The organism is Erythrobacter aurantius, from assembly GCF_023823125.1.
GTDB lineage: Bacteria > Pseudomonadota > Alphaproteobacteria > Sphingomonadales > Sphingomonadaceae > Erythrobacter > Erythrobacter aurantius.
Genome location: NZ_CP090949.1, coordinates 1,989,745 through 2,003,650 on the forward strand (window position 1 = coordinate 1,989,745; position 13,906 = coordinate 2,003,650).

The 13,906-nt window shown below is 62.3% G+C and carries 15 protein-coding genes, 1 tRNA gene and 1 other RNA gene; 12 read left to right on the plus strand and 5 right to left on the minus strand.

Features of this window, described 5'->3' with window-relative positions:
- Positions 1-76 precede the first annotated feature (76 nt).
- The 5 genes from thyA (at position 77) to L1K66_RS09460 (ending at position 4,903) form a co-directional block, all read left to right on the plus strand.
- Positions 77-1,012 carry a thymidylate synthase gene (gene thyA / locus L1K66_RS09440; protein ID WP_252257639.1) on the plus strand — a complete coding sequence of 312 codons (936 nt, stop codon included), beginning with the start codon at positions 77-79 and terminating at the stop codon, positions 1,010-1,012.
- A 73-nt stretch (positions 1,013-1,085) separates the two neighbouring features.
- The gene (locus tag L1K66_RS09445; protein ID WP_252257640.1) at positions 1,086-2,402 is read left to right on the plus strand and encodes a 3-methyl-2-oxobutanoate dehydrogenase (2-methylpropanoyl-transferring) subunit alpha; all 1,317 of its coding nucleotides are present in this window, start codon (positions 1,086-1,088) and stop codon (positions 2,400-2,402) included.
- Positions 2,399-3,457, plus strand: coding sequence for an alpha-ketoacid dehydrogenase subunit beta (locus L1K66_RS09450; RefSeq protein WP_252257641.1), 1,059 nt, complete (start codon positions 2,399-2,401; stop codon positions 3,455-3,457). Before L1K66_RS09445 ends, L1K66_RS09450 begins: the two co-directional genes overlap by 4 nt.
- A gap of 6 nt (positions 3,458-3,463) precedes the next feature.
- Entirely contained in the window at positions 3,464-4,738 is a 1,275-nt protein-coding gene (locus L1K66_RS09455; protein WP_252257642.1) for a dihydrolipoamide acetyltransferase family protein, read from the plus strand.
- A gap of 88 nt (positions 4,739-4,826) precedes the next feature.
- Positions 4,827-4,903 (plus strand) — tRNA-Asp (locus L1K66_RS09460).
- Positions 4,904-4,941: 38 nt separating this feature from the next.
- Here L1K66_RS09460 and L1K66_RS09465 read toward each other — a convergent pair.
- From L1K66_RS09465 to L1K66_RS09485, 5 genes are all read right to left on the minus strand, one after another.
- Complete coding sequence (locus tag L1K66_RS09465) at positions 4,942-5,196, minus strand: DUF2842 domain-containing protein (RefSeq protein WP_034953831.1); 255 nt, start codon at positions 5,194-5,196, stop codon at positions 4,942-4,944.
- Between the two features lie 13 nt (positions 5,197-5,209).
- Positions 5,210-5,791, minus strand: a complete 582-nt coding sequence (locus L1K66_RS09470; protein ID WP_252257643.1) for a 5-formyltetrahydrofolate cyclo-ligase — start codon at positions 5,789-5,791, stop codon at positions 5,210-5,212.
- Positions 5,792-5,878: 87 nt separating this feature from the next.
- Positions 5,879-6,047: non-coding RNA, 6S RNA (gene ssrS, locus L1K66_RS09475), on the minus strand.
- A gap of 11 nt (positions 6,048-6,058) precedes the next feature.
- Entirely contained in the window at positions 6,059-6,637 is a 579-nt protein-coding gene (gene zapA / locus L1K66_RS09480; protein ID WP_252257644.1) for a cell division protein ZapA, read from the minus strand.
- Complete coding sequence (locus L1K66_RS09485; RefSeq protein ID WP_252257645.1) at positions 6,634-6,855, minus strand: hypothetical protein; 222 nt, start codon at positions 6,853-6,855, stop codon at positions 6,634-6,636. The genes zapA and L1K66_RS09485 overlap by 4 nt, the downstream gene beginning before the upstream one ends.
- 234 nt (positions 6,856-7,089) lie before the next feature.
- Here L1K66_RS09485 and tkt point away from each other — a divergent pair, with 234 nt between their 5' ends.
- From tkt to L1K66_RS09520, 7 genes are all read left to right on the plus strand, one after another.
- A complete protein-coding gene (gene tkt / locus L1K66_RS09490; RefSeq protein WP_256471502.1) occupies positions 7,090-9,096 on the plus strand; it encodes a transketolase in 2,007 nt (668 codons plus the stop codon).
- A gap of 15 nt (positions 9,097-9,111) precedes the next feature.
- A complete protein-coding gene (gene gap / locus L1K66_RS09495) occupies positions 9,112-10,119 on the plus strand; it encodes a type I glyceraldehyde-3-phosphate dehydrogenase (RefSeq protein ID WP_252257647.1) in 1,008 nt (335 codons plus the stop codon).
- Between the two features lie 24 nt (positions 10,120-10,143).
- Complete coding sequence (locus L1K66_RS09500) at positions 10,144-11,343, plus strand: phosphoglycerate kinase (RefSeq protein WP_252257648.1); 1,200 nt, start codon at positions 10,144-10,146, stop codon at positions 11,341-11,343.
- Entirely contained in the window at positions 11,344-11,772 is a 429-nt protein-coding gene (locus L1K66_RS09505) for a nuclear transport factor 2 family protein (protein ID WP_252257649.1), read from the plus strand.
- Between the two features lie 26 nt (positions 11,773-11,798).
- Complete coding sequence (locus tag L1K66_RS09510) at positions 11,799-12,440, plus strand: TIGR02466 family protein (protein WP_252257650.1); 642 nt, start codon at positions 11,799-11,801, stop codon at positions 12,438-12,440.
- A 10-nt stretch (positions 12,441-12,450) separates the two neighbouring features.
- Positions 12,451-12,906, plus strand: coding sequence for a PaaI family thioesterase (locus L1K66_RS09515; RefSeq protein WP_252257651.1), 456 nt, complete (start codon positions 12,451-12,453; stop codon positions 12,904-12,906).
- 88 nt (positions 12,907-12,994) lie between these two features.
- Positions 12,995-13,885, plus strand: coding sequence for a fructose bisphosphate aldolase (locus tag L1K66_RS09520; protein WP_252257652.1), 891 nt, complete (start codon positions 12,995-12,997; stop codon positions 13,883-13,885).
- The last annotated feature ends 21 nt before the right edge of the window (positions 13,886-13,906 follow it).

Genomic DNA, 13,906 nt, shown 5'->3' on the forward strand with positions numbered 1-13,906 from the left:
GGATCGAGGCAAGGCGGGCGCTATAGGTGTGGATAGCGCGGGTGGCAAGCATGCATTTGCACCCTATAAACTTCGCATGCCTACGCCCGCGAATCCGCACCCCGAACAGCAATATCTCGATCTCATGCGCCAGATATGGACCGGCGGCAGCGAACGCGTCGATCGCACCGGCGTGGGAACCCGTTCGATTGCCGGGGTGATGCTGCGGTTTGACCTTGCCGGCGGGGCGATGCCGCTGCTGACGACGAAGCGCGTCTACTGGAAAACCGCCACGCGCGAGATGCTGTGGTTCCTCACCGGCGAAACCAATATCCGCCCGCTGGTGCTGCAGGGGGTGAAGATATGGAACGAATGGCCACACGCCAAATACGTGCGCGAAACGGGCGATGCGATCAGCCTTGACGATTTCGTCCAACGGATTGCCGATGACGAAGCTTTCGCTGCGCGTTGGGGCGATCTGGGGCCGGTCTATGGCAAGCAATGGGTCGACTGGCCGACATATCGCTATCGCAAGGACGGGCTTTATGAAAAGGGACCGGGCATCAATCAGGTGGCCGAAGTGGTCGAGAGCCTGCGCAAGAATCCCGGCAGCCGCCGCCACATCATCGAAGGCTGGAACGTCGCCGAGCTGGACCGGATGGCGCTGCCGCCGTGCCACAAGACCTATCAGTTCCACGTCGCCGGAAATCGCCTGAACTGCATGCTCTATCAGCGCAGCTGCGATGTCGCGCTGGGACTGCCGTTCAACCTGTGGTCGGCCGCGCTGCTTACCCGGATGATGGCGCAGCAAACGGGGCATGAGCCGGGCGAGCTGGTGTGGATGGGGGGCGATGTGCACCTCTATCTCAACCACGCCCATCTGATCGAGGAACAGCTGACTCGCGCGCCGCAAGGGTTGCCCACTCTGGAAATCACGCGAAAGCCCGAAACAATTTTCGATTACCAAATCGAGGATTTCGTGGTGCATGATTACGCGCCGCTGCCCCCGATCAAGGCTCCTGTTGCGGTGTGATTGCGCGTCCTTGACCGCTCCCCATCGGCTGACATAGGCGAGGGTCCAAGAGCACTCTTGGGAGAGCAAGCCTATGGCCGATCCGGCCTCCACAACACCCCCGTCCGGCGACAATCGCCCCGCGCTTGCGCTGCACGTGCCCGAGCCGCGTTCGCGTCCCGGCGACCCGGTCGATTTTTCCGATGTCGACATTGGCGAAGCAGGTGCGCAGCCGCGCCCTGACGAAGGCGCCAAACCTGATGAGATGAAGGATCTCGCCTATGGCCTGATCCGCGTTCTGGGCGAAGACGACAAGGCGCACGGCCCCTGGGACCCGAAGCTTGATCCTGAAACCTTGCGCACCATGCTGGGCCACATGGCTCTGGTGCGCGCGTTTGACGAACGCATGTTCCGTGGCCAGCGGCAGGGCAAGACCAGTTTCTACATGAAGTGCACCGGCGAAGAGGCGACCAGCGTTGCCGCGTCGATGGCGCTGGCCAGCGACGACATGGTGTTCCCGTCCTATCGTCAGCAGGGCATCCTGATCGCGCGCGGTTACCCGCTGATCGAAATGATCAACCAGATCTATTCGAACAAGGGCGACAAGCTGAAAGGCCGCCAGCTGCCGATCATGTATTCGAGCCGTGAGCACAGCTTCTTCAGCATTTCGGGCAACCTTGCGACGCAAACGCCGCAGGCCGTGGGCTGGGCGATGGCGAGCGCGATCAAGGGCGATAGCCGCATTGCTGCAACCTGGGTGGGTGAGGGCTCCACGGCGGAAGGCGATTTCCATTCCGCCTGCACCTTTGCGACCGTCTACAACGCGCCGGTGATCCTCAACGTGATCAACAACCAGTGGGCGATTTCGAGCTTTTCCGGCTTTGCCGGGGCCGAACGCACCACCTTTGCCGCCCGCGCGCTGGGTTACGGCCTCGCGGGGCTGCGCGTCGACGGCAATGATGCGCTGGCCTGTTACGCCGCGCAGGCTTGGGCGGCGAACCGCGCCCGCGCCAACAAGGGTCCTACCCTGATCGAATACTTCACCTATCGCGCGGAAGGGCACTCCACCTCCGACGATCCGAGCGGATACCGCAGCGCGCAGGAGCGTGAGGAATGGCCGCTGGGCGATCCGATCATGCGCCTGAAAAAGCACCTGATCGCCATCGGCGAATGGGACGAGGAACGCCACGCGGCGATGGACCTCGAATGTGCCGAACGGGTCAAGGCTACCACCAAGGAAGCCGAAAAGAACGGCATTCTGGGCCACGGCCTGCACCATCCGTTCCACACCATGTTCGAAGACGTGTTCGAGGAATTGCCCTGGCACCTCAAGGAGCAGGCGCAGCAGGCCACGCGTGAACGCCAGATCAAATGGCCTGATCACCACCCGATGGACGAGGCTGGCAAATGAGCGCCGAGACAAAGACACAGGCGGACGTCGAAGCCACCGCCGAACGCCGCATCAACATGATCGAGGCGATCAACGAAGCGCTCGACATCATGCTCACCCGCGATCCCGACGTGATCGTGATGGGTGAGGATGTCGGCTATTTCGGCGGCGTGTTCCGCTGCACCGCGGGCCTTCAGGAAAAGCACGGCAAGACCCGCGTATTCGATACGCCGATTTCCGAATGCGGCATCATCGGTGTCGCGGTGGGGATGGGGGCCTATGGCCTGCGCCCGGTGCCGGAAATCCAGTTCGCCGATTACATCTATCCCGGCCTTGACCAGCTGATTTCCGAAGCCGCACGCCTGCGCTATCGCTCGGCCACCGAATATATCGCGCCGATGACGGTGCGTTCGCCCTTTGGCGGGGGCATTTTCGGCGGGCAGACGCACTCGCAATCGCCGGAATCGATCTTCACTCACGTCTCGGGCCTGAAAACGGTGATCCCGTCCACGCCCTATGACGCCAAGGGGCTGCTGATCAGCTGTATCGAAGATAATGATCCGGTCATCTTCTTCGAACCCAAGCGTATCTATAACGGGCCGTTCTCGGGCTATTACGACAAGCCCGTGGAGCCGTGGAAGAAGCATCAAGATAGCGTGGTGCCCGAAGGCTATTACAAAGTGCCGTTGGGCAAAGCTCGCCACGTGTCTCAAGGTGAAGAGCTGACCGTGATTGCCTACGGCACCATGGTTCATGTGGCGCAGGCCGTTTGTGAGGCCAAGGGCGTCGACGCCGAAATCCTCGACCTGCGTACGCTTGTCCCGCTCGATATCGAAGCGATCGAGGCTTCGGTGAAAAAGACCGGGCGCTGCCTGATCGTGCATGAGGCGACCCGCACCAGCGGATTTGGTGCGGAACTTTCGGCACTGGTGACGGAACGCTGTTTCTACCATCTCGAAGCCCCGGTCGAACGCGTCACAGGCTTTGACACACCCTATCCCCACAGCCTCGAATGGGCCTATTTCCCCGGCCCTGTCCGCATCGGCGAGGCCATCGACAAGATCCTCAAGGACTAAAGCGCAATGGCGAAGTTCACTTTCAACATGCCCGATGTGGGCGAAGGCGTGGCCGAGGCGGAGATCGTCGAATGGCACGTCAAGGTCGGTGACACCGTTTCCGAAGACCAGCATCTGGTCGACGTGATGACCGACAAGGCGACGATCGACATTGAAAGCCCGGTGGACGGCAAGGTGCTGGAAATCGCGGGCGAGGTTGGCGACGTGATCGCTGTCGGCTCGATGCTGCTTGTGATCGAAGTGGAAGGTGCGGTCAAAGCAGAAGCGCCTTCCAAGATCGAGGAAAAGGCTGAGGAAGCCGCGCCTGAGCCCACTCCCGCTCCTGCTCCTGCACCGCAACCCACGCCTGAACCCGAACCTGCGCCGGCTCCGCAGCAAGAGCCCGCGCCGGCTCCCAGCGCACCCGCAGCAAAGGTCTTGGCCTCGCCCGCCGTGCGCCAGCGCGCCCGCGATCTGGGCATCGACCTTGCCGAAGTGAAACCGGCCGAGGACGGGCGCGTGCGCCACGGCGATCTCGACCAGTTCCTCGCCTACAATTCGGGCGGCGGCTTCAGCGCTGCCGGCCGGACACGCCAGGACGAGGTGGTCAAGGTCATCGGCCTTCGCAAGCGAATCGCCCAGAACATGAGCGCGGCCAAGCGGCACATTCCGCACTTCACATATGTCGAGGAATGCGACGTCACCGCGCTGGAAGCTTTGCGCGCCGATCTCAACAGCGCGCGCGGATCGAAGCCGAAGCTGACGATGCTGCCGCTGCTGATCACCGCGTTCTGCAAGCTGATCCCGCGATATCCGATGATCAACGCCCGCTACGATGACGAGGCAAATGTCGTCACCCGTCACGGCAGCGTGCACCTCGGCATGGCGACCCAGACCGACAACGGTCTGATGGTTCCTGTCATCCGCGATGCGCAGGCGAAGAACCTGTGGCAGCTCGCAAACGAAATCGGCCGCCTGGCCAATGCCGCACGCGATGGTTCTGCCAAGTCGGAAGAGCTTTCGGGTTCGACACTTACGGTGACTTCGCTGGGCCCGTTGGGCGGGGTGGCGACAACCCCCGTGATCAATCGGCCCGAGGTTGCCATCATCGGCCCGAATCGCATTATCGAGCGCCCGATGTTCGTGCCTGACCGCATGGGCGGCGAGCGAATCGAGAAGCGCAAGCTGATGAACATCTCGATCAGTTGCGATCACCGCGTGGTCGACGGATACGACGCGGCCAGCTTCATTCAGGACGTCAAAAAGCTGATCGAGACGCCGGTGCTTTTGCTGTCGGAATAAAGTTCGATTTTTCGCGCAACGGGCCGTTGACACGTCTGACACTCGGCCCTATTTGCGCGTCTCCCAAGAGGCGCTGACGCGTAATTGCGCGGGTGTAGCTCAGTTGGTTAGAGTATCGGCCTGTCACGCCGAGGGTCGCGGGTTCAAGTCCCGTCACTCGCGCCACTTGGGACCTTTTTCCTTCCTTTTGAAAGAAAGACGCCTCAGGCGTCACCCGGCTTTTCGGGGTCCGGATCTTGGGGCGCGCTCCAGCGTCCGGTTTCCATCCAGATCAGGAATCGCTTGAGCGGCAACAGCCAGACGAGGCCGAGGAAGACGTAGATTATGGTCTGCGCCCAACCTGGCCAGTACCGCAGGATGTCAGCCAGATAGACTGCGATCAGGACGCCGTAGATCATGAGGCCGATGAACAGGCCGATGATTCCCACGGGGATTCGCCAGGTCGGGGTTTCACGCATCAGTCGAATTCTCTCAGTTCAGTCCGTAAAGCCGTGTCGGGGTCACCACCGCATCGAGCGGGATATCATGCGGCTCGACCGGCAGATGCTCAGCCAGCTGTACATCCCATGCAAGGCCAATGGCTATCCGGCCCGGATGTTCCGCCAGCCAGCGATCATAATGGCCGCCGCCCTGGCCCAGACGTTCGCAATCCTCGGTAAAACCCACCAGCGGAACGAAAATTACGTCCGGGATCACTTCGGGCGCGTCGTCTGCGGGCTGGCGGATCGCGAAGGGGCCGGTTTCCAGATCGCTTTGCCCGTGCGGGTCCGTGTGCTGGTGAAACTGCATAGGCGCATCGGCAGCGTTGAAACGGGGAAGGGCAATGGTGTGCCCCGCTTCCTGGAAAAAGCGTGCGTATCCGGCGGTGGGTGCTTCGTCGGGCGTCGCTGAATAGAGGCCGATCACCGCTTCGTCGCCAATCTTCGCCAGCAGCGGTGCCGGGGGACGGTGAAACAGCAGTGCACGGATGGATTGCGGTTGCGCGGCCACATGTTCGCGCCGAGCATTGCGCAGGGCCTTGCGGAGATCGGTTTTGTTCAACGCACGGGACATGGATTGCTTCACCTTGTTCGCAAAAACGTGTTGGGAAACGGGCCGCGCGGGCCGCAAGCTCGGCAGGGCGAGCGAAAAACAAATTATGACGGGACCACCATGGGTCGTTGCCGGGAAATCCTCTGACGCCGAAAACGTCAGGTGGGCGCCGTGTACCCAAGCCGCCGGGACGAACCCGTCAACTCAGGCAGGGACAGCTCCCTTGGATTGCTTATAGCCTCAGGGATATTCTGTGGCTCGTGCCGGGCAGCCCCGCCAATCCTTCACTTAGGCTGCTGGCGCGCTTCCTTCAAGCGCGCTCGCAGTAGATTCGGCGCGAAGGGCAAGCGTTTCGAGCTTTTCCGCCAATGCCTCGGCCAAAGCGGCATCCTCTGCCGGACCGCCGAACAGATCGTGCTGGTGGCGCGAGCGTTCCTGCAATTCGGCAAGATCGGCCTTGAGCTTCATGTTTTCCTTGCGGGCGGCTTCTTCCGCTTTGCGCAAGGTTTCGATCTCGGCCCGCAATTCGGCCTTGCGCGAACCGGATTTGTCGCGATCCGCCTCGCTGTCCTGCTGCGCTTTCTTCAGCGCGTTTTCGGCGTCATCGCGGGCCTGCTGCAGTTGCTGACGCGCCTCGGCGACTTCGACCTTGGCATCGCGCGCGGCGCTGCGGGCTTCGTCCAGCTCATCCGCCATGAACAAAGCGGCAAAAACGAGGTTTTGTGCTTCGAGAGCGGCACGGGAGGTGCCGAGCTTGGCGTATTGCGCGTCGATCATCGCACCCAGTTGCGCGACGCGTTCTTCTTCGCCGGGGCCGCAGGCGATGGAATAGGTTTGCGGGCCGATCTTGATCCTGACCTGGCTCACTGTTCGAGTTCCTCGATCAGGGCATCAAGTTCGCCAATCGTATCAGCCACTTCTTCGCGCAATCTTTCATGCGCGTTGACCAGTTCCATGACGCGCGACGATCCGGGCGAGGCAGCGGCTTCGCCCTTGCTTGCCTCCATCCGGGCGCGCGCGGCATCGATCCGCTCCATCGCGGAGCCGATGCGGGCCATCGCCTGATCGATCCGGGTCGCACTCATGGCGCCAGAAATACCAAGATTGGCCGCCTTCGCAAAGCCTTGGGCACTCCTGTTGATAACTGGTCTGCAAATGGCCGCTGCTGTTGCCCTTCGGGAAAGGGTGAGGGGTGAGTGTTGACCTCGGGGAAGCGCTCGGCAATGGCACTTTGCGACAGCCTCGGCAGTACGAATCGAGGGCGCGGAACAAACCGTGCAGTCGCATAAAGGCGTAATGAAAAGCGCCAGCAGGAGGAAATTCGCGCCATGACGATCGACCCAGCCCGCCTCCAGCCGATGGCAAACGCCATTCGCGCTCTTTCGATGGACGCGGTCCAGGCGGCAAATTCGGGCCATCCGGGTATGCCGATGGGTATGGCGGATGTCGCCAGCGTCTTGTTCTCGCGGCATCTGAAGTTCGATCCAGCGCGCCCCGACTGGGCCGATCGCGACCGCTTCGTACTGTCGGCCGGGCACGGTTCGATGCTGATCTACAGCCTGCTGCACCTGACCGGTTATGCGCACCCGACGATGGACGAAATCCGCAATTTCCGCCAGCTCGGCAGCCCGTGTGCGGGCCATCCGGAAAACTTCCTGCTCGAAGGCGTCGAATGCACCACCGGACCGCTGGGTCAGGGGCTGGCCATGGCGGTCGGCATGGCTATGGCGGAGCGGCACCTCAACGCGGTGTTCGGAGACGATCTGGTCGATCACCGCACCTGGGTGATCGCGGGCGACGGGTGCTTGATGGAAGGCATCAACCACGAAGCTATCGGCCTTGCCGGGCATCTCAAGCTCGGCCGGATGATCGTTCTGTGGGATGACAACAACATCACCATTGACGGTACCGCCGACCTTTCCACCAGCGAGAACATCAAGGCCCGGTACGAAGCGACCGGATGGCATGTCGTTGCCTGCGACGGCCATGACTTTGCCGCTATCGACCGCGCTCTGGAAGAGGCGAAGAATGACCCGCGCCCGTCGCTGGTCGCTTGCAAGACCGTGATCGGCAAGGGCGCGCCCAACAAGCAAGGCACCAGCGCCACCCACGGCGCTCCGCTTGGTGCGGACGAGATTGCTGCGGCCCGTATCGAGCTTGGCTGGGAACCGGCGCCGTTCGAAGTGCCTGCCGAAATCCTCGCCGACTGGCTCGCCACGGGCGAGGCCGGAGCGGCCGAGCATGGCGCATGGGAACAGCGTCTTGCCGCATCCCCGCACAAGGCGAAATTCGAAGCACAGATGGCCGGCGTTGCCGATCATGCCTCCGCCGCGATCGAGGGGCACATCCGCGCGCTTGCAGCTGATCCGCAGAAGGTCGCGACCCGCAAGGCAAGCGAAATGGCGCTCGGCCCGCTGACGGAGACGCTGCCGCATCTGATCGGCGGGTCTGCCGACCTCACCGGCTCCAACAACACCAAGACCAAATCGACCCTGCCGATGAGCGCGGACGATTATTCGGGCCGCTACGTCTATTACGGCATCCGCGAATTCGGCATGGCTGCCGCGATGAACGGCATGGCGCTGCATGGCGGGGTGGTACCTTATGGCGGCACCTTCCTGATCTTCAGCGATTACTGCCGCAACGCGATCCGCCTGTCGGCGCTGCAAAAGGTCGGCGTGGTTTATGTCATGACGCATGACAGCATCGGCCTTGGCGAAGACGGGCCGACGCACCAGCCGGTTGAGCATGTCATGAGCCTGCGGCTGATCCCCAATCTCAACACCTATCGTCCGTGCGACGCGATCGAGACGGCGGAATGCTGGGCCCTGGCCCTTTCCACGCCGGAAACGCCTTCGGTGCTTGCGCTGTCGCGTCAGAACCTTCCGCAATTGCGCGGTGCGTGCGATGGCGAATGGACTGCTGAGACGAATGCCTGCGCAAAGGGCGGCTATCGTCTGCGTTCGGCACAGAATACCCGCAAGGTCGTGCTGGTCGCTTCGGGCAGCGAAGTCGCGCTGGCGATGGAATGCGCCGATCAGCTCGAAGCGGCGCGCGTGGGCGCCGATGTCGTCTCGATGCCTTGCACCGAACTGTTCGATGCGCAGAGCGATGCGTACAAGGCGGACATTCTGCCTGACGATGCGCTGATCGTGTCGATCGAGGCGGGATCGACGCTGGGATGGGAACGCTACACCGGCAGGGGCGGGCTCAACATCGGGATCGACAGCTTCGGCGCATCGGCCCCGGCAGACGATCTGTTTGCCCACTACGGTTTCACGGCGGACCAGATTGTCCCCAAAATCCAGAACAAACTGAACAACTAAGCAGGAGTTTTTCTTATGGCCACGAAGGTTGCCATCAACGGTTTCGGTCGCATCGGTCGTCTGGTCGCTCGGGCGATCCTTGAGCGGGACGATCACGATCTCGATCTGGTTTCGATCAACGATCTTGCGGATGCGAAGTCCAACGCGCTGCTGTTCGCGCATGATAGCGTGCATGGCCGCTTCAACGGCGAAGTCACCGCCGGAGCGGACAGCATCACAGTCAACGGCAAGACCATTGCTGTCACGGCAGAGCGCGATCCAGGCAAGCTGCCGCACGCGGCACAGGGCGTCGACATCGTGCTGGAATGCACCGGCTTCTTCCAGTCGGACGAAGCCGCCCGTCCGCACATTGCAGCGGGTGCAAAACGGGTGCTGATCTCGGCCCCGGCAACGGGCGTTTCGAAGACCATCGTTTACGGCGTCAACCACGACACGCTGACGGCCGAAGACGATATCGTCTCCAACGCCAGCTGCACCACCAACTGCCTTGCCCCGATTGCCAAGGTGCTGAACGACACTGTGGGCATCACGCGGGGTTTCATGACGACGATCCACAGCTACACCAACGATCAGCGCATGCTTGACCAGATCCACAAGGATCTGCGGCGCGCCCGTGCCGGTGCGGCCAACATGATCCCGACCACCACCGGCGCCGCGCGCGCTGTCGGCCTGGTGCTGCCCGAACTCAACGGCAAGCTGGATGGCTCGTCGGTGCGCGTGCCGACCCCGAATGTGTCGCTGGTTGACCTGACCTTCGTTCCGGGTCGCGACACGACGGCGGAAGAACTTAACGCTGCACTGAAGGCCGCAGCCGAAGGCCCGATGAAGGGCGTGCTCGATTACACCGATCAGCCGCTCGTCAGCAGCGATTTCAACCATTACCCGGCCAGCTCGACCGTGGACAGCCTCGAAACCAGCGTGATGGAAGGCAAGCTTGCCCGCGTCGTCAGTTGGTACGACAATGAATGGGGCTTCTCCAACCGCATGATCGACACCGCCGGAGTGATGGCGAAGTTCCTCTAATCCAAGGCACCGGAAGGGCGCGACATGGCCGCATTCAAGACACTCGACGATTTGGGTGACGTGACCGGCAAGGTCGCGCTCGTCCGGGTCGATCTCAACCTGCCGATGAAGGATGGTTCGGCAACCGATCTGACCCGCGTCGAAGCGGTCAAGCCGACCATCCTCGAACTGAGCGAGAAGGGCGCGAAAGTGCTGCTGCTCGCCCATTTCGGGCGGCCCAAAGGAATGCGCAGCTCGATCCTGTCGACCAGCATGGTAGTGGGTGATGTGGAGGCGGTTCTGGGGCGTGAACTGATGTTCATTCCCGAAGTCGCCGGGCCGGTTGTCGCCCAGTCGATCGGCATCCTGCGCGATGGCGATATCGGCCTGCTCGACAACACCCGCTTCTGGCCGGGCGAGGAAGCCAACGATCCCGAATTCGCCAAGGCGATTGCGGCGAACGGCGATTTCTACGTCAACGACGCCTTTTCCGCCGCGCACCGCGCCCATGCGACGACAGAGGGGCTGGCGCACCTGCTGCCCGCCTATGCCGGACGCGCAATGGAAGCGGAGCTGAAGGCGCTCGACGCCGCGCTCGGCAATCCCGAGGCACCGGTTGCGGCGGTTGTCGGCGGAGCCAAGGTTTCAACCAAGCTGGCCGTGCTCGAAAACCTAGTCGGGCGGGTACAGCACTTGATCATCGGCGGTGGCATGGCCAACACCTTCCTTGCTGCGCGCGGGGTGAATGTCGGCAAGTCGCTGTGCGAGCATGACCTTGCCGACACCGCATCGCGCATCATGGACGAAGCGGACCACGCCGGATGCACCGTGCATCTGCCCTATGATGTGGTGGTGGCAAAGGAATTTGCCGCCAATCCGGCCTCCTTGCGCACTTGCAACGTTCACGAAGTCGCCGAGGACGAAATGATCCTCGACATCGGACCGCAGGCGACCGAGGCGCTGGCCGACGTGCTCAAGACTTGCCGTACGCTGGTTTGGAATGGCCCGCTGGGCGCGTTCGAAACGGAACCGTTCGATGCTGCCACCGTGGCGCTGGCACGCCATGCCGCCGCGCTGACGCAGGAAGGATCGCTGATCAGCGTTGCGGGCGGCGGGGATACTGTCGCCGCGCTCGCCCAGGCGGGTGTGACGGGCGATGTCACCTATGTCTCGACCGCGGGCGGGGCTTTCCTCGAATGGATGGAAGGCAAGGTGCTGCCCGGCGTTGCCGCGCTGCAAGCGTAAATGGCCGAACTGGAACCCGAATTCGAGGTTCTAGAAACGCGCATCATGCGCGCGTGGATGAACCGCGACCTGCGCGAGATAAAGGCGCTGATTTCGGGCGATTGCCTGTTCATGTTCGGCACCACGCCACCCGCGCTGCTTGACCGTGCGAGCCTGATCGCCGGGATTCAAGGCGATCTGGTGCTGGACGGATTCCGCTTCCACGAAATGACCGCGCGTCGATATGGGCGCGGTGTGTGGTTCACCGCCCATGTCGAGCTCGAACTGAAGGTCAAAGGTCAGGACTGGACCGGGGCCTTTCTGCTTACCGACCTGTGGCGCAAGGGAACCGTGCGGCGCAAATGGAAGCTGGCCGAACGCAGCCTTGCCCCTTTGCGCGGTGACGGCAGCATGTTCCACGCCATCCGTGCGCTGCAATTGTGGCGTTGAAAAGGGCGGACCGATAGGAGCGCCATATGTCTGAAACCCGCCAACTGTTCGCAACCCCCTTCATCATCGATCGCCTGCAAAGCGCGGAAGGGATCAGGGTGTTGCGCGATACCATCCTTGCGGAAAAGAGCCGGGATCAGGCCGGGGTGCAGATATCGAACATTGGCGGATGGCATTCTAACACGCAGATGATCGATTGGGGCGGCGAAGCGGCGCGCGCGCTGGCTTTCAAGGCGATGACGCTGGCTGACGCAGCGACAATCGATGCGGGCAGCCCGCAGCAAAGCCGTTATGGCTGGGTGCCGGAAATGTGGGCGAATGTCAGCGGCAAGACCAACGCCAATTTCCATCACACCCATCCGGGCAGCTTCTGGTCGGCTGTCGCCTATATCGACGACGGCTATGAAGGGTCGGACGATCCGGCGCTGGGCGGGGAGCTGCAACTGCTCGACCCGCGCATGCCGATGGTGCGGATGACCGCGCCCGACTTGCGCTTGAAGGATGCCGAGGGCGCCCCGCAGAACAACGAGCCGATGTTGCGGCCTCAGACCGGCATGATCGTGATGTTCCCAAGCTGGCTGCAACACGCCGTGCGTCCTTTCCACGGCACCGGCACGCGCATTTCCATCGCGATCAACCTGCTGGCGGCGCGCAAGCAGGGGCAGTGAGACAAGGCCTATGACTGAGACAAAGACCGAATACGGCTATGGCAATGCCGTCCAATGCACCGAGGGCGAATTCGCTGGCTGGTACCACTGGAACCATGATCCTTACGAAACCCGTTCCGGCCCGTTCTTCATGCGGCGCGAGGACGACGGGAGCTATGTCTGCGCCTTCCGGGCCGCCGATCAGCACATGAATGGCGCGGGTTTCATGCATGGTGGATGCCTGCTGACCTTTGCCGATTTCGCGCTGTTCGCAATCGCCACCGATGCCTTGCAGGGCGACAGCGCGGTGACGATGAACCTTTCGGGCGATTTTCTCGGATCGGCGCCTCCGGGTGCGTTGATGGAAGCGCGCGGTGAAGTCACGCGGGGCGGGGGGAAGACGATTTTCGTGCGCGGCCTGATTAACGCCGATGGCCAGCCCGCATTGAGCTTTACGGGCATAATTCGCCGCTTGCGGAAGGGCTGATTATCGGCGCAGTTGCAGCATCTGCAACCGCTGGCTAAAGCCCGCCACAGTTCGACCCTCAGGACAACAGGAAAGGCGCCCTCACGCCATGAATACCCAAGACATGATGGCCCGGATTGCCACCGGGCAAGGCTTTATCGCTGCGCTCGATCAATCGGGCGGTTCCACGCCAAAGGCTCTGCGCGGATACGGCGTTGAAGACAGCGAATGGTCCGGCGATGACGAGATGTTTGCCCAGATCCACGCGATGCGCGCGCGGGTTATCACGTCACCCTGTTTCGGCAGCGGCAAGGTGATCGGCGCGATCCTGTTCGAAAAGACGATGGATGGCGAAGTCGATGGCATGCCCACCGCCGATGCGCTGAAGGCACGCGGCATCGTCCCCTTCATCAAGGTCGATCAGGGCCTAGCTGACGAAGCCGACGGCGTGCAGCTGATGAAGCCGATGGACAAGCTTCCCGCGCTGCTCGAAAAATCGGTGGCCAAGGGCATGTTCGGCACGAAGATGCGTTCGGTTATCAAATCCGCGAACCCCGCCGGGATCGCCGCCGTGGTGGCGCAACAGTTTGAAGTCGGCAACCAGATCGCCGATGCCGGCCTCGTCCCCATGCTTGAGCCGGAATACGACATCCACGCCGCTGACCGGGCCGAGGGTGAAGACATCCTGATGGCCGAGATCATGAAGGGCCTCGACGCGCTGCCCGAAGGGCGCAAGGTCATGCTTAAGCTCTCGATCCCGGTGAAGGCCGGACATTACACCCCCGCGATCAACCATCCCAACGTGGTGCGCGTGGTGGCGCTTTCGGGTGGCTATTCGACCGATGACGCCTGCGATCTGCTGGCAAAGAATCCGGGCATGATCGCCAGCTTCAGCCGCGGTTTGCTGCAGGATCTGCGCAAAGGCCAGTCGGACGAGGAATTCGACGGCACGCTGTCAAAGGCGATTGACCAGATCGCCGCGGCCAGCTGCGCGGGCTGACCCCCGCGCCATCCCGGCCCC